We start from the raw sequence: 22,121 nt of genomic DNA, 5'->3' as shown, positions 1-22,121 counted from the left end.
ATTAAGCTAAAAGAAGAAGTATTTCCTTGTTAGGGAGATACTTCTTTCGATTTTAAGCCTCCTGAGCCGACAAAATGTTTTTCTCTCCCCACTCGCACATCATATTTAACAAGGGAAGGAGAGAAAGACCGCGTTCAGATAATGAATATTCAACTTTTGGAGGTACTTGGGGAAATTCCTTACGGATGATCAGGCCATCGGTCTCCAGCTCTTTTAACATGATGCTTAACGTTTTAAAGGAAATAGTGCCGATGCTTCGCTTCAGCTCATTATGCCGCATCACTTTATTTTCAGCCAGCCAATAAATAATAATCATTTTATATTTACCGTCGATTAAGGACAACGTATATCCGAAGCCGGTGTCTTTCAATTTTACGCCAGACGGAACACAGGTATCGCGCACTAGCTACACTCTCCCTTCAGGCAAGCATATATATGATTAGTATAAATTACTTATTATTCGCTCGCCAAGCATTCACAAAAAAAGCAACGGAACCGAAGAGCGGAAATAGAGCAAGGTAACTTTTATTCATAGCCTGGCTCACAGCACTTACAGCAAGAATGAGCCCTATTAAATAGTAAAAGATTGTTTTCCGGTTGAAATTCATCGGTATGCTCCCCCTAGAGTATCACAGATTTTTCTTAGAAAAAATCCGGATCGATAGAACCATCGAGATTCCCCCGATAACGAACGCCAGTAAAACAAGGAGCAAGTCCAGCACAAATGGTGAAAAAGGCAGCGAGACCGGAACCACGGCTCCGTTATGTTGTAATATTTTCATGATGTTCGGTAATACGAAAGGCGTCAGGAAGATCAGAAAAAAGAATATATATCTCGATTTTTCGTAACCGAAACGATATTGTACCGGGATCATGACTCCGAAAATGATGCTTAGCAAGAAGAACGTTCGGCCTACCTCAGACAGAGCAAGCAACCCGACTTTCACCGGACTGATCAGAGCCGCAACGGTGTACAAACCGCAGCAACCGATAAAAATGGAAATGACAAAAAAATACTTTGACATCACGATCGTCTTTCTTGTATACGGGGTCGCACATAGAAGCGACGAGCCTTTGTATTTATACTCCATCATGGAAACCGTACTGTACAGCAAAAAAATAATGTACAGCGTGCTCAGAAAAAAAGGCAGAAAATCCCCTGCAATAAAATTGAGCTTCGTATGCATGAAGACCGGGAGCACCATTGCCGCAAGCAGCATAATGATCCAATATTTTTTCGCGAGCAGGAAATCCTTCTTCACAAGATGAAACAGCATCGGGGTCACCTCCTAATGTAGCCTATCATAATATCTTCAATAGTCGGCCTTTCGATGAGCGCATGTTTCATGTGCTGACGCACGGCCGCTTTATCGTTCGTCACGCCGGAAAATCCATACTCCGTTTCGTGCAAGGTTAAAAACATTTTCCTTGTAACCTCATTCAGCTCGCTGGGATCTCCTTTCACGAATCCATGTCTGTCTAGCAAGATGTCTTTCTCTTCACTGAAAACGATTCGACCGTTATCAATTAAAATTAGCGCGTCCGCAACTTTATCCAAATCCGAAGTGATGTGCGAAGATAAAAAGACGCTTTTTCCGTCCTTGACATAATCAAGCAGGATGTCCATCAATTCCAATCTCACCTGCGGATCGAGACCGCTCGTCGGCTCATCCATAATTAATAAGTCCGCCTGATGGGAAATCGCTAATGCGATGGCATATTTCATGCGCATCCCTTTGGAAAGCGTCCCTATTTTTTGATTCAACTGCAGCCCAAATCGTTCCAGGTGCCGGTTAAACAAAGCGTTATCCCAGTTGGAATAGGCCGGGGCGACAATGTTTTTCATCTCCAGCAAAGTTAACTCGTCATAGAAATATCCTTCGTCCAGGACAATCCCAATACGGTTTTTGAATTCCCGTTCGTTTTTTTGAACATCTTTTCCGAAAAATTGTATCTCTCCCGCATCCTTCAGCATTAATCCGAGGATCAGTTTAATGGTCGTCGTTTTTCCGGCGCCGTTCACCCCGATGAATCCTGTAATACAGCCCTCGATCAAAGAAAAACCGACATCGTCCAGCCTGAAATTCCCCAAGTCTTTTTTCAGGCCTGCTACCTCTAAAATGGGCTTCATTCTTCCCCCTCCTCAAACAGCAAATCCATCATGGCATATAACTCACTTTTGCTAATGCCTAACGAACGGGCAGTTTTCCACGCTTCCGTGAGCTTGACTTCAACCATATGCCGCTTCGATTCCAATAGCAGCTCAAAGTTTTCCTTGGCGACAAATGACCCTTTGCCTGCTTTAGTCGTAATAAATCCTTCCGATTCAAGCTCGTCATATACCCTTCGGGTCGTAAGGACGCTTACGCGCAGATCGTTGGCCAAGGCACGTATGGAAGGCAGCATTTCCCCTTCTTTTAATTCACCGCGAATAATGGCGTCCTTGATTTGATCTTTGATTTGCTGATAGATCGGCGGGTCGGACGTATTGGAAATAATAATTTTCATGGGGCCTCCATAAACCTCAACTGTGTATCTCTTACATACACAGAATATACAATATGCACAATAATGTCAATGGCGAAGGAAACGCCACAAACCCCCGCCTTGTATCGGAGGGGGCATTTAGAAAATCAATAAAATAAACCAAGGCGCCGATTTGCTCAGCGCCTCTCGAATCACGATTCTAGTTTGACATTCAACCGCCTGTAGGCAATAGCAGCCAGTACCGCTCCGATCAGAGGAGCCACAATAAATACCCATAGTTCCGCTAAGGCTTCCCCGCCCAATAGGACTGCCGGTCCGAAGCTTCTCGCCGGGTTAACGGAAGTACCGGTAAGGCCGATGCCCAGAATGTGAACCAGCACTAGCGACAGGCCGATAACAAGACCTGCAACACGACTGTTAGCCTCATCGGACGTGACTCCCAGAATGGTGTAAATGAAGATGAACGTCAAAACAATTTCCACGATAAATGCCATCGTACCGGTTATCCCGATCCCGTACCCTTCGCCGAATCCGTTCTGTCCCAAACTGGCTACGGGCTTGCCTGTTGATTGGATAATCGCGGATAGCAGCGCTGACCCCATAACGGCTCCGGCAGTTTGAGCAATCACGTAACCTAAAAATTCCTTTCGAGGCATCCTCCCGCGTATGAGCATTGCCAGCGAAACGGCAGGATTAATATGGCATCCTGAGATCGGACCGATCACGTAGGCCATTGCAACGATGGACAGACCGAACGCGAAGGCGATTCCGAGATACCCCAACTCGCCCCCCGCCGTAGCTGCACTTCCGCAGCCGATCAGCACGAGTACCAAAGTCCCGATGAATTCGGCCGCATATTTCTTCCACGATGGATACATCTTTTGTCATCCTCTCCTGTATATTTAAGACCTAAGTTAATATACAAGGGGAAACTAAACAAAAAATGAACATTTTTTGTTTTAAATTGTCTGGTTGAATATATGACCGAATAAAATATGAATTGATTAAAATACTGCGGCTTGTTTGTTACAGATGCCAAGAAAAACTCATATTTTTTTCGTGAAAAGATGAATTTATTGCGCACTATTGTAATAATCATCAAAATGTCTAATGACCAATTCCAAAAATTGTGATATACTCTTTGTGCTTTCATTCTTACCGCAAAAAATAAATTGCTTATTGATTGGAGCGAGTGAGTAAAAATGCATAAGATTATTGAGCAAAGCGTGAATTATTTACTGCATCATCCTGATCGCGGCTACTTATTTGTTGACCCGGTTCATGCCATATTCGAGCTAATGCGCAATCTTAAACATACCGATAATCCTTTGGAAGCCTATAAGTTTACATTTGAAGAAGGCTCCGAAGTAAAATTTAACGACAGCATTGTTCAATTTATGTTGAATGGTTATTCTATTCATAAGTTAACAAACACCATAGCGATTAGCAAAATAAATGAATAGCAAGAGCTGCTATTCATTTGTTACTTTTATGCGGCGCCAATGGACTAGAGCCATTGGCCCTTTCGCCATACTTCATTTCACAACAATCCTCACTCGCGTTCCATCGGGGTATTTTTCCAATTGATTGCTTACCCAAGATCCGGCTCCTCGATTGTCGGAAGGGCTTATATACATGATATCGGCTCCTTTTCCGCCTTCTGCGCACATGGCCATAGGGAACTCGTCTCGATCCAAATTAGGCTTTACAGGCACGCCTTTTAGAGATTCTTTTCGATTGGCTTCAGCGCCTTTTCTATCGATTGTACAAATGGAGGATTTCCCATGCTCAATCGCCGCTTTTATGTGGGCGGCAGTCTCCGGATAACGGTCCGATGGAAAATTCAGTACAACTGCGCTTTCAGCTTCATTGCTTGCTGGCGATGAGAGATTCGTTACAATCCAACCCTTGTTAAAATATAAAATGAATAGTACGAATAGAATAGTAGCAATAGAAATTGTTTTATTTTTCATTTTGTATACGTCCTCGAAGTAGATTTATTGTTCGATTTGTCACTATCTTCTGCGGATTTAATAAAATTTAAATTCCATATTTTAACAAAAGTACATTAGAAGTCTAAAGCAATTTTTCGGATGTTCCGTTTGGCATTTTCCGGAATTACTTTTCGGACGTCCTCTTCAAAAATCCCCCTCCAGCCAGTTGGAACAAACTGTTCATAAGATCCAGGTTCTTTAAAAAAGGAGTAGAAAATTTTATTATCAAAATCCAAATAAAAAGAAGTTTCAACAGTTAAACTCACTCCATCCAAGTAAACCTCGGAATATAGATTAAAATAGTCAATCAATTCTGTATAGCTTACTTTATACTCTTTCATAGCATCCTGAAATTGTGCTATATTTTTTTCGGATAGTATTTCGCATCCTTCCCGCTCTTCATAATCAGCCTTTGTTTCAGTTACTTCAGGTTGATTGAACTTTCTGCGGAAGGCATTATCTAATTCTAATAAATCCATAATCCATAATTCTTTTTCACTCACATACCACGTATATTTTCCTTCATGTTTCACTAACACGACGACCGTATCCGGAAAATTTGGCTCAACTTTCAAAAAGAAACCTCCTTTACTCCAGCAATCATAAGTACGCATGAAAACTTGTTCTGAACTAGTTGACGCTTTATTCTCGCCGCCTCTGCTTCTAAATTAGTTTTGGTAAATCCTTTCATATCTTTGTTTTGATACTGCCAACTATGCCGGATTTCATGTGCTCCTTCCCAAACAGTACGATTGGGTTAAACCCTAAGCCCCGTTTAATATTTTCGGAACGTGCTTCAAAAATCATTTTTTATCCAATCCGAATTGCCTCTACATCTCTTTAATATTCGCTTTGCTTTTGCGAGTATCCTCTATCTGCAACAGGTCACCCGCGTATGTTCTTTATTTAATAATTGGAAATGCAATGAGGAGGACGTGGCCCAATTGAAGACGCGGGAACGTCCTTTCTATTGAACCGAGGGACGGGCAGTTCAACTCAATGTGCCAACAGAGGAAAGATGGGGAAATCTAAGGTTTTTAGAGATAAACAGAGTTATTATTTTCTGAAAATCCTAAATTCAGGCATTGTAATGCGAATGTGTAAATCTATGCAAAATAGCGAACATGCGTTTTTGAGGTTTGTAAAAAAAGATATTATATTTTACGATAGGTAACATTCAAAACCAAGAATTAAGGGGATGTTTAAATGAGCAATATATTACTAAGTTCAAGAAAAAACACTCTTGATAATAATGGGGTTTTAGAACAAAATAAAAAGTTTTGGGATAATACTGCTGACAAATGGTTCGGTGTAACTGCACTCCCGGAACTCGGATGCTTGATACCATCCGAAGAAGATTTACATTTGTTTGGTGATGTGTCTGGTAAAAAAGTTCTTGAAATTGGTTGTGGAAGTGGGCACTCTCTTAAATATCTTGGTGACCATAATGCATCAGAACTTTGGGGACTTGATATGTCAACACAGCAAATTGAAAATGCAACCCGTTATTTAAAAGATTGCGGGTATGAAGCACATTTATTCAATAGTCCCATGGAAGTGAATCCAGGTTTACCGATGGGTTATTTTGATATTGTTTATTCAATATATGCAATCGGCTGGACTACCGATTTACAAAAAACATTTAATTTAATCGCATCTTATTTAAAAAAAGGTGGTACTTTTATATTTAGCTGGGATCACCCTGTTATGAGATGTATGGAAATTGAAGAAGATAATCTTGTAGTTAAAAGCTCTTATTACGATGAAAATCTTTTTACGTTTGAAAAATACGGCTTTGATATTTCACTCAGTAAAAGGAAAATTTCAACGTATATTAACGCTTTATCTAAAGCAGGATTTTTTATTGAGGAAATGATAGAAGAAACTGATAAACAAACCCTTGAAAGTGAGAGTAAAGTTGAAAAGAAATATCATTCTGCTTTCAATGCAAAAATGTTTCCCTTGTCCTTCGTTTTTAAAGCAAGAAAACTTTAATCGGTAATTAAGCATAATTTGCGGTTATATAAGCCGCAATCTTTATATTATACGCATCACGGTTTAGCAGAGTTGTTACCGAATACATTTATCGGGCAATTGGTGACATAGAACGTTTCTCAACATACTTAGAATTCAAAAAGTATCTTGCAATAAAGTAAGATCAAAGATCCCGGCTAATTTAGAAGCTTTCGAACTCCAGGCCGATGAATTAGCAGATGATGATGTTTTATAAGTAACGGGAGCCTACACTGCCTTATTTAGAATCAAAGAGAGCCCATATCCTTATAAATTGGAAAATTAATTTGCTTCCAAAATACGGTTATGGGCTTATTTGTTTTTCCTAAGCACTACACTACATTAGACTACTCGGCCGACCGCAAAGCCGACTTCGCCGGAAGAACCAGGGGCCAACTGCAGCCGTTCTTCCCGGCCATCGTTGCCGGCGCGCCAGTCTATAACTTGCTATCTCAGTCTAATCCCACATGGCCTCGCGGCCACCACCATAGATGGAAAACATCCCGCTGGCTTGCCGATTGATCGATTGGGGGAGCACCTGTACATCCGAATCAGTCCGACAGAGCATGTTTCTGCGGCTTGCTTACTTTTCCGGCCTCCCCTCTTATCCATGAAAATAATAAAAACGAGGCCATAACTGCAATCGCAACACCGATCGTCCCGAACCATGGAATGGATGATAACGATACCCGATCCACGACGAGACCGCCAATTCCCGCTCCTGCTGCCATCGATAATTGCATCGTGGATTGGTTGAGTCCGAGCATGACTCCCGAATAATTCGGCTCGATTCGGATCAGATTATATTGCTGCGTAGGGCCGGATGACCACGCTGCAAATGACCATAATACAAGTACGGCGACAACGAACAACCAAGAATCCGTTAGAGCAATGGTAACAGATAGTAAAATGAGAGCCGCGATGTGCAGAAGCATGCCCCCGGTTAACGTGGAAGAAACTCCCCATTTATCTGTACTGTAGCCGCCAAATTTGGAGCCGATTAAGCTGGCCACACCGAACGCCAATAAAACTCCGCTCAACACTTCTTCATTCAAGCCGGCAACCTTGAGAAGATAAGGAGAAATGTAGGTATACGCTATAGAGTAACCTCCAAGCCAGAAGAAAGTGATCGAGAGTCCAAGCGCCACTTTTTTGTTTTTTAGAAGAGCAAGCTGCTTGGATAAAGGTACGGGAGCATCCCCTTTCACTTGCGGGATCGTCTTGTATAGAACAAAGATGGCCAGAAGCCCCGTTATGGCGATGAAACCGAATACCGATTTCCAGCCGTATGCCGCAGCGATCATGCGTCCGAGAGGAACACCGATAATTAATGACGTCGTGAACCCCATTACCACGGTTGCAATGGAACTGGCCTGTTTACCTTCGGGTGCTATTTTCGCTGCTATATCCAGGGCGGTGACAACAACCATTCCTGCGCCTAAAGCCATGATCACGCGTGCAAGGACAAAAAGTCCGAATCCCGGCAGAACAAAAGACAAAATATTGGCGAATACGAAGATTCCTAGCGCAGCAACGAGCAGCTTTTGCCTCTCCATTTTTGCCGTCAGGGCCATCAGGATGGGAGTGCAAATCGCATACACAAACGAAAAAACAGTAACAAGCTGCCCAGCCGAAGTGATCGAGATCCCCATCGTATCCGAGATCTTATCCAGAATACCTGAAATGACATACTCGGATGTCCCTACCAAAAAACTGACAATAGCCAAAAAATAAACTTTCCAAGTGCTTGCCTTCAATTTCACCACTCCTTATTTAATTCACATCTATATATTATAAATTGTCGATTTGTTATACATAAATAATCTACATATTATAATTTGTCGATATGTAGACTTGAAACAAACCGAATCCTCAGGAGAGCATTCAGTTTTGTTGTCGTTAGATTTCGTTGTTAAAAAATGCGCCGATTTCGCGAATCGTCTCCTCGTTTCTTTTGAAGTACGTGTACTTGCCGATCCGTTCCGTCGTGATCAGACCTGCCCGCTGGAGTATCGACAAATATTGGGAAGCTGTGGACTGTGTCATCTTCAGCTTTTCCGTGACTTGACTAACACATACCCCGATCTTCCTCATATCAATCCCTTCATGGGGCGTAAAATGTTTTTCGGGATCCTTCAACCAATGCAAAATTTGCAACCTGGACTCATTGGACAGTGCTTTGAAAATTTCAATCGGCTCCATACACATTATAATATCGCAAATTATAGATATGTCAAGTATTTTAATACAACAAAAAGAGTCGAATAAATTCGACTCTCGACTGCACCTAACGTCCATTAGGAGAAAAATGGTTTTTATCGTCATTTACAGGCGTGTAATGGACCAGGCCATACGTTTTGGCTACGGAAATCAATGTTGCGTTTGTACTATTTTTGGCGCCGGAATCGATCGTTACTTTTTTGCCGTTCGCATCCTTGATCACAACGCTGGACTTCGACCAAGACGTACCAAGATCTATCGCGTTTCTTGCGGTATGGTTGGAGTTCAGCGCCGGTGCGACGTTCAAGTTCGAGATCCCGTAGCCGTTGACCATTGCTCTTGCTCCGGCGATCGATTTGCTGTAATTGGCATCATCATTATCGTGTACCCATTTGATATTGACGCCGGCCTTGGCAGGCACATCCTTCGGGCTCACCTTTTTATTCACAATCTTCCAAGACCAATGCATCAAATAAGCCCGCTCTTCCGGTCGATAAGTAGATTCGATGCTTGTCGAAATGCCTGCCTCTTGTAGTGCGGCTATGAATCTTTTGACATTGCTTTTAAACGGGTCGTTCAGATCATCGACACTTTTGGAACCGGGGAATCTCGCAACCCAAGCAGAGCCGCTATTTTCAGCCGCTGCAATGGAAGCAACAGAATCGGGCGAAGCTGCAAAAATGTTTGTAGGCGCCATCAAGGTGAGTGTAACCATAGCGGAAATCAAAAGCTTTTTCATAAAGTCACTCCTTAATGATAGTTTAGTATAATGTGCACAATATACTAAACCAAAAATATCATAATATTTCCAATATATCAATATTATTCAATTAATCTACAATATTTTAACTATTAATCTACTCTATTTAAATGTACCCGTTTTCAGATGTCTCTTTTTCGCCATAGAAAAGTCCCCTCCAAGCTCACTCTTTCAAGAGTGTCGACTTCGAGGGGACTCTTCCGGAATTGCAATATGTAATACTCTTTATGAGTGCGTTCTTAGACAATCATCGTTCGGCATCGCCCTATGCTCATACCCGTTGCTGGCCTGATGAAGGATTTCGACGATTTCGGAGCGGTTCTACCAGAGGCAGGGAGAGGATCTCGCTAATTTGCTCAGGCTTAACATAGCTGCGGTAATATTCGAACCGGGATACGGCAGTCAGCAGTGCAGGCCAGCCGCGCTGCAGCAAAAGACGAAACGGCTCGGGAGAAGTATCGTCGAGAGAATGCCTCTCCGTATCTTTCCCTTCGATGTAACGCCCTCTGTACTGCAGCGTCACGTTCGGGATTCCGTTTCGTTCCTCCTCCTTCGTTTCCCATATTTTGCGCGTGCAGATCGCCTTTGACGATAAGGTTCTCAAGCCGGGTATTCCCTTGAAAAAAATGACGGTGTTCTCTTCGAACTCTACCCGGCCTGCCCTAACGGTTAATCCGTAATATTGTTCGTATAATACTCGATGATATCTTTGCGCCGGATGATCCCGATAAAGATCCGGTTGTCGTCTACGACGGGAACGAAGTTCTGATCGGCAGCCAGATGAAGCATATCGTCCAGGTGCGCATTGATCGAAACGCTCTCATTATGAATACGGCGCTTAATTTCATGAACTTGAATTATATCCAGGTTTTGAAAATTCAATCCGGGAGTATTCTTCATTTTCCAGAATAGATCCCCTTCCGAGAGGGTGCCAATGTATTTCCCCTCCCCATCAATCACGGGAATGGCCGTGTATTGGCTTTGCTCCAGCTTGTTCAAAGCCTCTTGCATCGTAGCGGTCGAGATAATATAGGCCACTTTGTCCTTGGGGAACAGAAAATCGGAAATTTGCATCGTAGAGCTCCTTTCTTCCGAGTTTGGTCCTAGAGGTCGCATTCCTTATGTTACTAAGTTTAGCATACCTGGAAGAAAGAAAAAACTTGCTATGAAAACCGTTTTATTTTTACGGTGATGAGCAGGAAAGCCAGCAGGGCAAACCCGATCCCGCTCCACATCAACTGATGGATTCCCAACTGCCCGATAAACCAGCCGCCGACCGACGCTCCGATCGTTATGCCGAGATTCGTGAAGGAAACAAACAAGCTGTTGCCGAACTCGGGAGCCGCCTGCGCCTCGGTCATGAGCCAGCTTTGGCTGACAATAAGCCCGCCGGAATGCACGATCCCCCATAGCAGAATCATCACGGTCATGGGAATGAAATACCCTCCTGCATAATAAATCAGCAGGTAAGCGGCAATATAAACTACAGGAAAGAGAATGGTCGTTCGAAGAACGCTCTTTTGCAAAAAGTTCCCGAATAAGAAATTGCCCAGAATCATAATCACTCCAAAGACCATCAGCATCATGCTGATCCAGGAGCCGTTCATATGGGTGACTTGCCCGAGATATTCGGCGAAGTAGCTGTACACCGAGAACATCGCGGCGAATATACTCGTCACTGCCGCGATATTTAGCCACAATGCCGGCTTGCGCAAAATACCGAGCTGAGCGCCATAGGACAGCTTGGATTGAACCGGCATCGAGGGAAGCCAGGCCCAAATCCCGATAAAGGCCACGAGGCTGACGACAGCCCCGAACAGGAAAGCGGCTTCCAGCGAGACCTTCTCCGCCAGATAGGAAGTCAACGGCACGCCGAAGGCAAACCCGACCGTAATGCCGGCAAAAACCTTGGTGACCGCCCGGGCGCTTTTCTCCGGAGAAACGAGCGATGCTGCCGTCACAAGCGCAACGGAAAAGAAAGCGGGATGAACAATAGCCGGAATAATGCGGAAAGCGAGCATGACGTCAAATCTCGTCGTAAAAGCATACACGATATTGGAAATCGCAAACAAAAGCACTGCGGTCATTAGAATGAATTTACGGTTCATACCGGAGGCGAGCAGCGTCAGGAACGGGCCTGAGATTGCAACGACCAAAGCAAATATGCTGACCAGCCACCCGGCCTGCGAGGCAGAGATGTTGAATTTCTGCGTAACCTGGGGCATCACCCCGACAATTCCCATTTCCGTCGTGATAATTCCGAATACGCCTAACGCAAGAACTAGGATAAGCAAAGGATTGATCTTGTTCATTTCTCACAAATCTCCATTTCCCGTTTAATCTTCAAATACATATATATAGATATGAATATGCAAAAAAATAAAAAAAGAGCGCCCCTCCTTTCTTTTTTAAAGTTCGGTCCGAATATACTCGGCAAATTGCTGAATGATCTTTTCGTTCCGACGATAAAACGTCCACTTTCCATACCGCTCCGCTTCCAACAAGCCGGCTTTTTGCATCGTTAACAAATAGTTGGACACGACCGATTGGGCAAGCTCCGCTTTCGCTTGAATATCCGATACACACACGCCGATGCGGAAATCGATCCCGTGCTCGATATAGGGAGTTTTATCGAAATATTGCTCCGGGTCTTTTAACCACACCATAATTTGACGACGGGTCTCGTTAGACAACGCTTTATATATCAATAAAGGATCCATACGCATCATTATATCTATTTTTGTAGATTTGTAAAGTTGACATATCAGGGAACATGATTGCCTTCGTTAAACAATTCTTTTCTTGTAGTTATTATAAAAAGATTAAATAATTGATCATAATTACCGATATATGTATAAACCATACCAATGGTGGGGCAGCAATCCAATACTATTGAAGGCGGTGCGTCATGTATCACAACAAGCGAAGCGATGCTTTTAGATATAGTTTAAATTCTCCGATCGTCTGCTATTTCGAAGTTACGAATATTAACGGCAATTCAACGTCGAGCACACCAGTCAAAGCAACCTTGATGGATATCAGCAACTCGGGGTGTAAAATCGTGACTCCTTTAAATTTGAACGCGGCCAGCAACAAGCTGCAGATCATTCTGCATGTGCAGCTGCAAGAAGAGCTTTTGAAACTCAACGGTTCGCTTCGCTGGCAGCTGCAATCTACGAACGCGCTCTATCATTACGGCGTGAAATTTATGATGAACGAGTCCGAAAAAAGACATCTGCATGCGGGACTGCGAACGTTAACGGCGTTACGAAAAATTACGGTAAATTAAGGAGTTACGGGCTTTTGGCAAGCAGATAATTTACGGCTTTCTCGTACCTTTGCAGGCGCTCGAAATCTTTTTCCGAAAGGCTTTTTATTCTTCGGACATCCCGGTTGTCTTCCAGATCCAAGAGTTTGACAACTCTAGCCAAAGCATTGGGCTTGATTCGCTGAAGGAATTCCTCATAGGTCTCGTTGTCTTTGCGTGTGAGACAATCGAGAGCCTCCAGAAGATGCTCCGCAAAGCCTTCTTGCCTGAGGGCTTCAATCGTCACGTCCGTATCCTCGATGACGTCGTGCAGAACGGCAACGATTCTTGAGTCGTTATCCGGCGCTTGCAGCATCAAACGTAACGGATGAAGAATGTAAGGCTGGTTGCCCTTATCCAACTGAGCTTGATGAGCGGCTGTAGCGATAAGGATCGCTTTGGTTAAATCCGACATGTCGCATTCTCCTTTACGGGGCTATAGCTCTGATACGATAAACTTGCCGTTCTGCGAGATCACTTTATACAATTCGTCGAATCCTTCATCGGCGTCGGGCGGAGTCAATTTCTTAAGTACGCTTTTTATGCCGACTTCCGGAATCTTTTCGGTCCCTGCCCTCAGTTCATTGCGCTTCATGGATTCCGCAAAATCCGGCTCGAAATAATAGCCGGTTACCTTGAACCTTCCCCGCTTCGCGGCCTCAATATATTTTTTTCGATCCTCGGCGGTAGGATTCGTATTATCGACGACGAACGGCTGCTTCGCTTCGATGGAGGCGGCCACGTAGATGTCTTCTCGGTGTCTGGTTTTCAGCATATCCAAGTTAATTCGGATGTGCGTATTAAAAAACTTTTCTTTGTAGAAGGTCGATTTGCCGGAAGCCTGAATGCCAATGAACAGGACACACTCCAAGCCTACTCCCCCTTATCCAAATAAACATACTGATTCACGTATTCCCTGTGCTGCGAAAAGATCGGCGTCTCGTGGTCCACATCCCATTTGCTTCTTAAAGCTTCGCCTTTATAATACTGCTGCTTGGTGATACATGCTCCGCGCTTCTGCCATACGGGCAGATCGTTCCAATTGATGCCTCTCTCCAGGAAAAGCTTGTCTTGAAGCTGCTTTCCATCGAGTCCTTGCAGTTCCTTATGCGGAAAGTTGGCCTGGGCGACCATCGATATGCTGTTTTTCGTGGCGTCCTGCTGTCTCCACACAAAATAATTGGTCACTTCATCGTGCGGAAGCACCCAAGCCCTGCTGTCGAAGGTCGCCAGAGGCTTATCCGGATCGATCTTTCGCATCTCTTCGTTAAACTTGGCCGTCGCCATGGAGGCGGATACGGAAACGATCTTTTGGATATTGTTTTCAAACCATGACCGGGTCGTTAACTTATCATAATTGGTGAGCAATAAGGAAATTTCGTCACTTTGATGATAAATAATTTTACATCCCATAATATTTTGTGCAAGGTATTTGCACGTTTCCCACAAAGCGTGGGTCAATGTCTCGTCAAAGGGCTTCATCATGCCTCGGGTGAAAGAATGAAAATGACACCCGTCGATTCTGATAATAATCGGGAGACGGCGCGGTAGACTGTGTCGGAACGCATGCTCATACTCCTTCATCCGGTTTCCAAACTCATCTTTTTTCATGGCTTGCCCCCTTCTCATGTTTTAGGATCCGACGCTTTTTACCCCTACATAAACGGCCAGCAAAATGACGACCGCGGCAATAAGCAGTTTGATCCGCCTCTTCTTTTTTCGCTTTTGGCGTTCTTTCTTGAGTGCCTTCTCGACAGCTTCGCTAAGCAGCTCGAACTTCTCTTCGACCGTATGCTGTATAATTGTTCCACAATGGGAACAGTGCCTTTGAAATGCCGTAGGCTTCGCGCAGTGCGGACATTCTACCATTTTTTATGACCCCCTTTGGCCAGCTTTATTCATCAACTTCAAAGCTTAACTATTCATCATAGTACGCGTCCCAATCATAATCTTCGACGAATACAAACTTGCCGGATTCCAAATCTCTTTCGTAGGCGCTTGGAGGCGCGGCATCCAGATAAGGAATGATCGAATCGTCCATATTTAATACGACCCCCAAGGAAACGACTTGAAAATTTGCGCTGTCCGCGTTATAGTCGTCATCCTCGTACCCGCTGAAAAACACCCATCCCGTGTCATGTTCATTGTTGGGGTCATCTTTCATCATAAAATTAAATTGTTCTCGTTCCAGAACGTCATTACTCACAATGACCTTGTAGTCAAAATAATAATCCATTTCCTTCGCGCGCGGGTCCTCTAATTGCGTGCTGCAAATATGTACCGAGTTGAAGCAAATCATATTTCCATATTGCGGAGATTCCAAGTATACCGGATGATTGACCAATTCCCCACGGAAATCGGACGCATTCCGCTCGACAATTTTCACCCACATTCTTTCGGCTCCACAGCCGTTATCCAGCGTTTCTTCCGCCATAAAGATGAGCTTGACCAAGTCGCCCGCCTGCAGCCGGTACAAGACTTCCTCGCCCGGAATATAAAACGTATACGGCGCTTCTTTATGACGGTCGACGGCATTATCCAGTATCCAGGCCATGAAGTCCCCACGCTCCCGTTAAAATTAACTTTTTTGCCAATACGAAAAATACATTCAACATGATCCTCATCATGAAAAATGTATTTTCACCCGCTACAGGGATTTAAATAAATAATAAGTCAGCCGGTCGTCAATCAGACTCATATTTTCTTGCCCGATGTAATCCGGAAGTCCACTATAGTGAACGGAGATATTCTCCAGCTGCCTGACCACGGTCATTTCAAAGGTGTCATAATTATAAGTGGCCTTCGTAATCAAGAAATAAATGTCCGGTTTAATAAAAACCTCGATTCCCGTATGATCGCTTTTATTCACGACGGTAAGATAACAGCACTTCACTTGCAGCTTCGGATCGTTGGCATTTTTTTGAATCGTGGTTCCTTCCGCCAGCGGATAGGAAAAAGGGACATTCATTACAATTTTTTTAAGCAATTTCTCATCCATTAGTGCTCTCCTTTGGGCGAAAACAAATGATTGATATATTCCTCAAAAGTCGCTTCCTCTACGGGATGAAGGGTTAGATCATCGTCGTGCCATATTTCGACAATAGACCACTCATCCGTTGTTAAAAAACCTACCGCATCGCCGGTACATATACGTCCAAATAGTAGAACGTCTTTGAGCTCTTCATGGTCTTCTTCACGAATTAACTCATCGTAAAACTCATCAGCCTGCACTAAACAGCCGAAAAATTGGAAAAATTCATCAGCCAAAGTCCCCTGTCCGATTTCTTTCAAAAAATCAACAAAATCTTGCGGAATCCCGTCGATGATTTCTTTTTCCAGTTCCGCTTCCGATATTTTTTCAAACTGATGCCTCGAAGGCTCTCTTTCGATGATCTCACGAATGCCGCTATATCTCATTTGGATGAACGCCCTCTCCTCGGTCCGGTTCTTGCATGTATGGCTTCCTCTCCTATCATAACCAATTCAAAATTTCATTTCCACAATAGGATAGGATTCCATCGTTAGAATCTAGCAGGTTTGACTCCATAGTTGTTATATGTTATGGTCAATTTGGTAAGGCATTCCACTCTATCGGGCGGGATGCCTTACTGCATGAAAGCGGTTTTTTACATTTAATGTATGACGGGTCAAAATCATAAGCCAAGAAAGGTGAAAAGCATGATTCAAGTGAAAGAGTTTCTTGATTCCGACGTCAGGCTTGCCGAAAAAAGCTGCAATGAATTTCTGGCCACATTGGCGGAAGATCAAATTGTAAGTATAAGCTACGGGTCGATTATCAAAAGTAAACCCGACAAAGGGGAATATCAAAGAAGCACGATTCTGGTTGTCTATCGGACACAGGATAAGTAAGCTGCCATGCTTGGCGGGTTTGTTAAGAAACCCGCTTCGCGTAGAAAAACTCTCTGCATACGCCGGTGGGGTATATCCCTCCAGCCCGCTGCCCTCCCCCAGAAAGTGAAGTAACACTTGGAAGCATATTCCGATTACTTTCCGGGGACCCCCTATCCACCCGTGAACTTGATTGAAATTAGCGGTATTTTCACGGGTTTCAAAGACGGTCGTAAACTCTTACGGGATATACCCCATCTCTATTTGGCTGAGAATTTTTTACTTCTCGGGTTTCTAGACACTCTGGCCACCATACTTGGCGGCCAGAGTGTCTAGAAAGTGAGCTTTTACACAAATAGAGAAACATACGGAGGTGGGGTATCCACTGGAGAAGCGACAGCGGCCGCCTTTGTCTTCGGGAAATGTCCGCTACTTAGCGGCTTCCAATCAAATTTCCCGAGGACAAGAGCGGTCGGAAGTGGATACCCCACCCCATCGTAACCTCTATAGCCTCATTTGCCCGCTTTCTCAACACTTGGCCCGCCAAGCTTGGCGGTCTATTTAATTTAGAATAAAAATGCTACCAGCTGTAAATGATATCCATTGTAAAGGAGATGAAGCCATGCCGCAAGACAAGCTGGAGAAGGAAACGGACGGAAATCCCGAAACGGTCTATGAAGACCTTGCTTCACATGAACGTGACGGATTTCGAACGGACGATACCCAGAAAATCGGGGATCGCGAGAAATTGGATGGATATTCGATCGAATAAATACAGGAGGTAACAATGGATAAAGAAACCCGAGCAGGTATTGAAAATCTTGAGACTACGGCGGAAGCGGCTGATTTATTGACGGTCCCCGAAGGCGCCAAAGATTATGTGGATCTCATTGGAGACGAAAATCTCGATCCCTACGGCAAGCCGTCTTCCAATGCGGATCAGCTATAAAGCAAATGAAAAAAACAAGCCTAAGTGCAACCGAAATTGCGCTCCGGCTTGTTTTTTAGTTATGCAAGAGCATAGAGGCTCACACAGCCATAATCCGTATAAACGGCGAGGTAATCCTGTGTAAAGGCAAGAGTGCAGGTTTTCACGACATGCTCGACCTCAAATGCCATCATCGGTTTCATGGTATGGAGATCGAACAGCTGAATCTTGCCGTAATTGTACACCGCGAGCAGCCTTCTGCGTTCATGGATCGCAAAGCTTTTTATATCCGCCGTTATCCAATCCTTGTATCCGGTCATTGTATTCAGGTCATAGCACTTGAGCGACCATGAACCGTACTGCTCCTGCGTGAACAGCAACCGGTCGTCCGGCGAAAAAGCCATGCTCGACGTCATCGCATTTTTGTCTTTTGCGATTGTGTGCTCCTGCATGGTCGTCATATCGACGATTCCGATTTCGTCGGTCCGCGTACAATACGCCATCAGGCGGCCGTCGTGCGACAATGCGGCGCAAAGCTGCGTACTATGTCCGCCATACTTCTCGCACTCCACTTGTCTCGTATAGCGGACGGTATTCGTTCCCAGATCATAGACGACAAGGCTGGACTTATCGTACCAGAGCGCCGTCGAGCCGGATACCGACAGCGTGCTCGCCGGCATTTTGGAAGTGTACCACTCCATCTCGCCATTGCCCAGAGAAAGCCCGGCAATATGATGGTCAATATTTAACAGCAGTACGTTCTGTTCGGCAGAGTGCCGCATATCAAAGATTAATTGCTGTCCCGGAAGCTCGCAGGTTGTTTGTTTCTCCCCTTGATCGTCCATGAGATAAATCTCTACTTTTTCAAACTGGCCTACTACATAGCTGCAAAAGAACGTGTTCGTATCTTCCATCGCAGCCAGCGGCATAAACCCGGTGTAGCCGCCTCCGATATAACGGTGCAGGACCGGCTGTCCGGCTCCCGCCTGCGGGTTATACAGGACAAACCCTTTTTTCAGCCTGCTCCACGTTTCCTTCTGTACATACTTTGCCGCTTGCCCCGGTTCATCAAAGGCTTTTTCTTTCGCTTTGCCTCCGTTGCTTGAAGTGACAACTTGATTCCCGGTTTGACGAATCGACCATGTTTTATTGCTGATTCTGTCCGTTAACGTTCTTTCCATATAGCACCCTCGCCTTGTCTATATCGCTTAGCCTTCTGCTAACGTAGCCTAGCGCCGGCTTTTCTTGGAGGATGCAGCCTGCACAAGCTCCGTAAGCAAAGCCGCCTTCTCCCCCTTGGCTTTGGCCGCGACAGCTCTAAGCTTCTCCACGCCGCCCCAAATCGCATAAACGATATGCTCCGCTTCATAAGGCTGAAGGCCGCTAACCTGGTCGAGCAGCAGTCGGGCATTGGTTTCCTCTTCCATCGCCGGCTTGATCTTCAGCTTAATCGCTTCGGTGCTATGCAGCAAGCACGTCACTAACGTGGGAATGGTCTCCGCATTCACGCCATACTGTTCGACGAAGGCGGTCGTAAAGCCATTTTGCACGGATTGGTGCTCGTCATCCACCAGCTTCATATAATCCTCTACCAGCGCAAAATAGCTCCGATCCGCCAATCCGAGGCCGAAGACGGCATAGCTGCCCGGCATGCAGCTCTTCTCGTCTTCCGTATCCGCATACCATTCGAACTCTTCCATCGCTGCGCGGGCATATTCCTCAAGCAGCGGGTGCAGCTTCGGGTATTCCATGGCGTTTGCGAACAAACGATGTGTCCCCGACTTCGCCAATCCTTTGATGGGCAAGAACTGCTTGACGCTGGATTTCAGCTTAATCTGATAGTTTTTGGGGAACCCTTGCTGCAGCAAGCGGCAAATAAACCGCAGCGCACGCGCGTAGCTCTCCTCGGCTTCCTGCTTCATGGTAATCGTTACGGTAGAGAAGACGTCATTGGCTGTGCATTCCACAAACTCGTTGCGGAAATATACATCTTCCTTGGCAAACGTTCCGCTGCCTTCCTTCATGAAGCGGGATGCCCGGGCGCTGCCCAGCTCGACGGCCCGTTCCAGGAAGGCAAGGCCCGTGCTTTTGCTGTAAGAAGGCTCATATTTGATGATGGACACCGCCGTATATAACAACAGCTCAATCGGCCCTTGCTCGGTATCTTCAAGCTGAATATCGGTTTTTCTCGTGTACTCGGTTTGGCGCCATTCATCCTTGCGAGTCTCGAAATAGCGGGGAAGAAACGTCTCCTCCACCCAATTCCGCAGAGCTCTCACGATATTCGAACGATGCTCGGCAATCCGCTCTTTCTTCCCTTTATTCAGCTCCAAAATGTGCTCGAACACGGAAATGATCCGCCCGGCATCCGGCTCGGGAAACAAGCTCTCGTCGAGCAGGTGTCTGGAGAGAAAGAACGTCTCCAGCGGCTTGGTAGGGTATTTCCCGTCGTCGAGCTTCGTTTGAATATAAGAAGCAATGGCATTTAGCAGCCGCTCCTTCTTCGCCTCGTTGATATGCTGGAGTATGGGGAGCGTCACTTCGCCTTCCTGCACGCGAAACTTTCCCCAGAACGTAAAGTTATAATCGATTAAAGCCGGGGACGGAAGGCTGTCCAATTGCTGCTGCATGAATGCAGCCAAGCGCGGGACGATCTGCTCCCGGACTTGTTCCTCCGACAATAGCTCGGCCGGCTCATCCATCCGGGTCTTGACTTTCGGCGACAAGAAATCGAGCTCCGTGTCCGTCACGCTGACTCTGCCCTTGGCGTACTCCAACAAGCCGTAGTCATGAATCCCGACCTGCAGCGGGGTACGCTTCACAATTTGTTCCGCATCCTTATCGCCAATGAATTCGAACCATTGCACAATGGCCTGCTTCATTTCGTTGATGAGATCTTCCAGCATGCTATCCATATGATCGTCCCGCCTCCCGCATTATCGGTTTTCGTCGTGATGTTGTCTGCCGGCATAGTAAGGCTCGCCCGGATCCAAGTCCAGAACGTAACGGCGCGGCGCCGCCAAGGCGTATTGATGCTCGCAGCGCCAGCGCTGCTGCTCCGTCCAGCCAACCGTCTCGCCGTCCTGAATGACGTCTCCCCGGTTATACACGTAATAACCGAGATCACCTAGAACGGAGGCGACTTCCCCCGGCTCCATATCGTAAAAATGACACTGCATGTCCGGCAGACCCAGTGCGGCAAGACCGGTCGTATCCATCAAAAACTCCCGGCGCTCCGTTCCCCTGCCCTGGACGTTATAAAATCTGACGTTCATCGCCCCATACAGCGTCTGCCCATCCGCCAGAGCGCTCTGGTACTGCCCTGGATCTACGATTTTGTCGCTTGCGCTCCAATAGAGGGCGTCGCACGGAGCAACCTCCAGAAGAGCCCGCAGCGCATTCTGGAACAACTCCAGCCGTTCTTTATAAGGAAGGCCTGCAGCGCAGAAATCGGTAAGCAGCACGGAATGCCGGCATGCTCCCACCGTCTCGCGGGCTTCGGGCCAATCCCACGCTTGCTGCAGAGCCGTTTCGTACTTTTCCGGCTTCGTCTCCTCGTTGGTCCGGAATACGCACGTTTGCGCCGGAAGTTCGCCTTCCGCATAAGCGACTTTATAGTTAAGATGGAAAAACATCAACGTATCGTTGCTTGGGTCCGGATCTTCCGCTTCCCAGACGGCAAGACCGGGAACATCGGCCTTGTCCTCTTCGTCCTCGGCATCCTCATCATCCGGAACGTCAACCTGTCCCGTGTAAGCTTCCATCTTCGCGTACAGCGCCTCGCGGGACAGCTCTGGCTTCGTCTTGTACAGCAGCTCCACCATATAAACCCGGGCAAAGCCGGAATCGTCCTGCTCCTCTTGTTCGTTTCCATCCTCTTCGAATCGGTCTTCCAGCTCCGTCATTTCGTTCGCTCCTCTTGTTCGTGATTCTCCGGTTTCTGTTACCATAGGGTCCGAAGCCCCCAGTACGCCCCTTTCATTATTCCATTCAAACGATTCAAATGACAAGTTATGCCATCATTTTTGAACCAATAGACTTATAAATCAATAAACTATCCGCCTATTGTCCTGTTTCTGCAAGAGAAAATCGAAACGAAAGACACATATTTATTTCATTATTCGACAAAAAAATGAACCGGCTGAAGGACTGTGCCTCTGGCCGGCTCGTATTTTTCCCTTATCGCAGCTTCTCTTAAGCGAGGACCTCCACGGTAAAACCGCCCGGGGCTTTCACATAGAACGTCCATCCATGGGACCTTTGCGGCGGCTTAACATCGAATCCGTCGTCCTTCATCCGTCGATTGATCTCATTCACCTTCTCTTCGCTCTCCTGGATGAAGCCGATATGAAACGTCTTAGGGTACTGAACCTCGGCTCCTTTCATTAATGTAATGACCATTCCGTTATCGTCAAACAGCACCGCGAAGGAACTGCCGCGTGCATCTCCGCTCGTGTCCATCGGCTTGAGTCCGAAGTATGTTTCCAAAAACTGTTGAGCGGCCGGCACGTCCGTGACCGTCAAATTGATATGATTCAGTTTCATCACATCCACCATCCTTTG

At 45.7% G+C, this 22,121-nt stretch carries 31 protein-coding genes; 6 read left to right on the top strand and 25 right to left on the bottom strand.

Annotation, left to right across the window (positions count from 1 at the left end; translation table 11 throughout):
• Positions 1-52 precede the first annotated feature (52 nt).
• From KQX66_RS15360 to KQX66_RS15340, 5 genes are all read right to left on the bottom strand, one after another.
• Entirely contained in the window at positions 53-403 is a 351-nt protein-coding gene (locus KQX66_RS15360) for a winged helix-turn-helix transcriptional regulator (RefSeq protein ID WP_216793716.1), read from the bottom strand.
• 226 nt (positions 404-629) lie between these two features.
• Positions 630-1,277: an ABC-2 transporter permease gene (locus tag KQX66_RS15355; protein ID WP_216793715.1), complete on the bottom strand. Its 648-nt coding sequence runs from the start codon at positions 1,275-1,277 to the stop codon at positions 630-632.
• A gap of 5 nt (positions 1,278-1,282) precedes the next feature.
• Positions 1,283-2,131, bottom strand: a complete 849-nt coding sequence (locus KQX66_RS15350) for an ABC transporter ATP-binding protein (RefSeq protein WP_216793714.1) — start codon at positions 2,129-2,131, stop codon at positions 1,283-1,285.
• On the bottom strand, positions 2,128-2,508 hold the full coding sequence (locus KQX66_RS15345) for a GntR family transcriptional regulator (protein WP_216793713.1): 381 nt from the start codon (positions 2,506-2,508) through the stop codon (positions 2,128-2,130). Before KQX66_RS15345 ends, KQX66_RS15350 begins: the two co-directional genes overlap by 4 nt.
• Positions 2,509-2,678: 170 nt before the next feature.
• Positions 2,679-3,365, bottom strand: a complete 687-nt coding sequence (locus tag KQX66_RS15340; RefSeq protein ID WP_216793712.1) for an MIP/aquaporin family protein — start codon at positions 3,363-3,365, stop codon at positions 2,679-2,681.
• Between the two features lie 324 nt (positions 3,366-3,689).
• Here KQX66_RS15340 and KQX66_RS15335 point away from each other — a divergent pair, with 324 nt between their 5' ends.
• Positions 3,690-3,950, top strand: coding sequence for a hypothetical protein (locus tag KQX66_RS15335; protein WP_054975508.1), 261 nt, complete (start codon positions 3,690-3,692; stop codon positions 3,948-3,950).
• 72 nt (positions 3,951-4,022) lie between these two features.
• On the opposite strand, the gene KQX66_RS15330 is transcribed toward KQX66_RS15335, so the two are convergent.
• Both KQX66_RS15330 and KQX66_RS15325 read right to left on the bottom strand, forming a co-directional pair.
• Positions 4,023-4,460: a NucA/NucB deoxyribonuclease domain-containing protein gene (locus KQX66_RS15330; protein WP_216793711.1), complete on the bottom strand. Its 438-nt coding sequence runs from the start codon at positions 4,458-4,460 to the stop codon at positions 4,023-4,025.
• A gap of 95 nt (positions 4,461-4,555) precedes the next feature.
• Entirely contained in the window at positions 4,556-5,056 is a 501-nt protein-coding gene (locus tag KQX66_RS15325) for a hypothetical protein (protein ID WP_216793710.1), read from the bottom strand.
• Between the two features lie 631 nt (positions 5,057-5,687).
• Here KQX66_RS15325 and KQX66_RS15320 point away from each other — a divergent pair.
• A complete protein-coding gene (locus KQX66_RS15320; RefSeq protein WP_216793709.1) occupies positions 5,688-6,476 on the top strand; it encodes a class I SAM-dependent methyltransferase in 789 nt (262 codons plus the stop codon).
• A gap of 569 nt (positions 6,477-7,045) precedes the next feature.
• On the opposite strand, the gene KQX66_RS15315 is transcribed toward KQX66_RS15320, so the two are convergent.
• The 7 genes from KQX66_RS15315 to KQX66_RS15285 form a co-directional block, all read right to left on the bottom strand.
• Positions 7,046-8,251, bottom strand: a complete 1,206-nt coding sequence (locus KQX66_RS15315; protein ID WP_216793708.1) for an MFS transporter — start codon at positions 8,249-8,251, stop codon at positions 7,046-7,048.
• Between the two features lie 142 nt (positions 8,252-8,393).
• Complete coding sequence (locus KQX66_RS15310; RefSeq protein WP_216793707.1) at positions 8,394-8,696, bottom strand: ArsR/SmtB family transcription factor; 303 nt, start codon at positions 8,694-8,696, stop codon at positions 8,394-8,396.
• Between the two features lie 85 nt (positions 8,697-8,781).
• A complete protein-coding gene (locus KQX66_RS15305; protein ID WP_216793706.1) occupies positions 8,782-9,453 on the bottom strand; it encodes a hypothetical protein in 672 nt (223 codons plus the stop codon).
• Positions 9,454-9,745: 292 nt separating this feature from the next.
• On the bottom strand, positions 9,746-10,078 hold the full coding sequence (locus KQX66_RS15300) for a hypothetical protein (RefSeq protein ID WP_216793705.1): 333 nt from the start codon (positions 10,076-10,078) through the stop codon (positions 9,746-9,748).
• A 65-nt stretch (positions 10,079-10,143) separates the two neighbouring features.
• Entirely contained in the window at positions 10,144-10,548 is a 405-nt protein-coding gene (locus KQX66_RS15295; RefSeq protein ID WP_216793704.1) for a CBS domain-containing protein, read from the bottom strand.
• Positions 10,549-10,637: 89 nt separating this feature from the next.
• Complete coding sequence (locus tag KQX66_RS15290; protein WP_216793703.1) at positions 10,638-11,786, bottom strand: MFS transporter; 1,149 nt, start codon at positions 11,784-11,786, stop codon at positions 10,638-10,640.
• Positions 11,787-11,882: 96 nt separating this feature from the next.
• On the bottom strand, positions 11,883-12,194 hold the full coding sequence (locus KQX66_RS15285; RefSeq protein WP_216793702.1) for an ArsR/SmtB family transcription factor: 312 nt from the start codon (positions 12,192-12,194) through the stop codon (positions 11,883-11,885).
• 188 nt (positions 12,195-12,382) lie between these two features.
• Between KQX66_RS15285 and KQX66_RS15280 the strand changes: the two genes are divergently transcribed.
• Positions 12,383-12,763, top strand: a complete 381-nt coding sequence (locus tag KQX66_RS15280; RefSeq protein ID WP_216793701.1) for a PilZ domain-containing protein — start codon at positions 12,383-12,385, stop codon at positions 12,761-12,763.
• Between the two features lie 4 nt (positions 12,764-12,767).
• Here KQX66_RS15280 and KQX66_RS15275 read toward each other — a convergent pair whose 3' ends face one another.
• The 7 genes from KQX66_RS15275 to KQX66_RS15245 form a co-directional block, all read right to left on the bottom strand.
• The gene (locus KQX66_RS15275; RefSeq protein ID WP_216793700.1) at positions 12,768-13,196 is read right to left on the bottom strand and encodes a GTP pyrophosphokinase; all 429 of its coding nucleotides are present in this window, start codon (positions 13,194-13,196) and stop codon (positions 12,768-12,770) included.
• 21 nt (positions 13,197-13,217) lie between these two features.
• Positions 13,218-13,652: an AAA family ATPase gene (locus tag KQX66_RS15270; RefSeq protein WP_216793699.1), complete on the bottom strand. Its 435-nt coding sequence runs from the start codon at positions 13,650-13,652 to the stop codon at positions 13,218-13,220.
• Positions 13,653-13,654: 2 nt separating this feature from the next.
• Entirely contained in the window at positions 13,655-14,392 is a 738-nt protein-coding gene (locus KQX66_RS15265) for a tRNA(His) guanylyltransferase Thg1 family protein (protein WP_216793698.1), read from the bottom strand.
• A gap of 21 nt (positions 14,393-14,413) precedes the next feature.
• Positions 14,414-14,650 carry a zinc ribbon domain-containing protein gene (locus tag KQX66_RS15260; protein WP_216793697.1) on the bottom strand — a complete coding sequence of 79 codons (237 nt, stop codon included), beginning with the start codon at positions 14,648-14,650 and terminating at the stop codon, positions 14,414-14,416.
• Positions 14,651-14,699: 49 nt separating this feature from the next.
• Positions 14,700-15,335, bottom strand: a complete 636-nt coding sequence (locus KQX66_RS15255; RefSeq protein WP_216793696.1) for a DUF2185 domain-containing protein — start codon at positions 15,333-15,335, stop codon at positions 14,700-14,702.
• 93 nt (positions 15,336-15,428) lie between these two features.
• Positions 15,429-15,779 carry a hypothetical protein gene (locus KQX66_RS15250; protein ID WP_216793695.1) on the bottom strand — a complete coding sequence of 117 codons (351 nt, stop codon included), beginning with the start codon at positions 15,777-15,779 and terminating at the stop codon, positions 15,429-15,431.
• The gene (locus KQX66_RS15245; RefSeq protein ID WP_216793694.1) at positions 15,779-16,198 is read right to left on the bottom strand and encodes an SMI1/KNR4 family protein; all 420 of its coding nucleotides are present in this window, start codon (positions 16,196-16,198) and stop codon (positions 15,779-15,781) included. The genes KQX66_RS15250 and KQX66_RS15245 overlap by 1 nt, the downstream gene beginning before the upstream one ends.
• A gap of 261 nt (positions 16,199-16,459) precedes the next feature.
• On the opposite strand from KQX66_RS15245, the gene KQX66_RS15240 reads away from it, so the two are divergent.
• The 3 genes from KQX66_RS15240 to KQX66_RS15230 all read left to right on the top strand — a co-directional run bounded on the left by KQX66_RS15240 (position 16,460) and on the right by KQX66_RS15230 (position 17,579).
• Positions 16,460-16,651: a sporulation protein Cse60 gene (locus KQX66_RS15240; RefSeq protein ID WP_036694019.1), complete on the top strand. Its 192-nt coding sequence runs from the start codon at positions 16,460-16,462 to the stop codon at positions 16,649-16,651.
• Between the two features lie 601 nt (positions 16,652-17,252).
• On the top strand, positions 17,253-17,402 hold the full coding sequence (locus KQX66_RS15235) for a hypothetical protein (protein WP_216793693.1): 150 nt from the start codon (positions 17,253-17,255) through the stop codon (positions 17,400-17,402).
• Between the two features lie 15 nt (positions 17,403-17,417).
• Positions 17,418-17,579, top strand: coding sequence for a hypothetical protein (locus KQX66_RS15230; RefSeq protein ID WP_216793692.1), 162 nt, complete (start codon positions 17,418-17,420; stop codon positions 17,577-17,579).
• A 59-nt stretch (positions 17,580-17,638) separates the two neighbouring features.
• On the opposite strand, the gene KQX66_RS15225 is transcribed toward KQX66_RS15230, so the two are convergent.
• The 4 genes from KQX66_RS15225 to KQX66_RS15210 form a co-directional block, all read right to left on the bottom strand.
• Entirely contained in the window at positions 17,639-18,739 is a 1,101-nt protein-coding gene (locus tag KQX66_RS15225; RefSeq protein WP_216793691.1) for a WD40 repeat domain-containing protein, read from the bottom strand.
• Between the two features lie 48 nt (positions 18,740-18,787).
• Positions 18,788-20,473 carry a DUF6138 family protein gene (locus tag KQX66_RS15220; RefSeq protein WP_216793690.1) on the bottom strand — a complete coding sequence of 562 codons (1,686 nt, stop codon included), beginning with the start codon at positions 20,471-20,473 and terminating at the stop codon, positions 18,788-18,790.
• A 21-nt stretch (positions 20,474-20,494) separates the two neighbouring features.
• Positions 20,495-21,463, bottom strand: a complete 969-nt coding sequence (locus tag KQX66_RS15215) for a DUF4261 domain-containing protein (protein WP_216793689.1) — start codon at positions 21,461-21,463, stop codon at positions 20,495-20,497.
• Positions 21,464-21,752: 289 nt separating this feature from the next.
• Positions 21,753-22,103, bottom strand: coding sequence for a VOC family protein (locus KQX66_RS15210; protein WP_216793688.1), 351 nt, complete (start codon positions 22,101-22,103; stop codon positions 21,753-21,755).
• Positions 22,104-22,121 lie beyond the last annotated feature (18 nt).

This window comes from Paenibacillus oleatilyticus (assembly GCF_018998565.1).
GTDB classification, from domain to species: Bacteria; Bacillota; Bacilli; order Paenibacillales; family NBRC-103111; genus Paenibacillus_G; species Paenibacillus_G oleatilyticus.
This window is presented reverse-complemented; position numbering and strand designations above follow the sequence as displayed.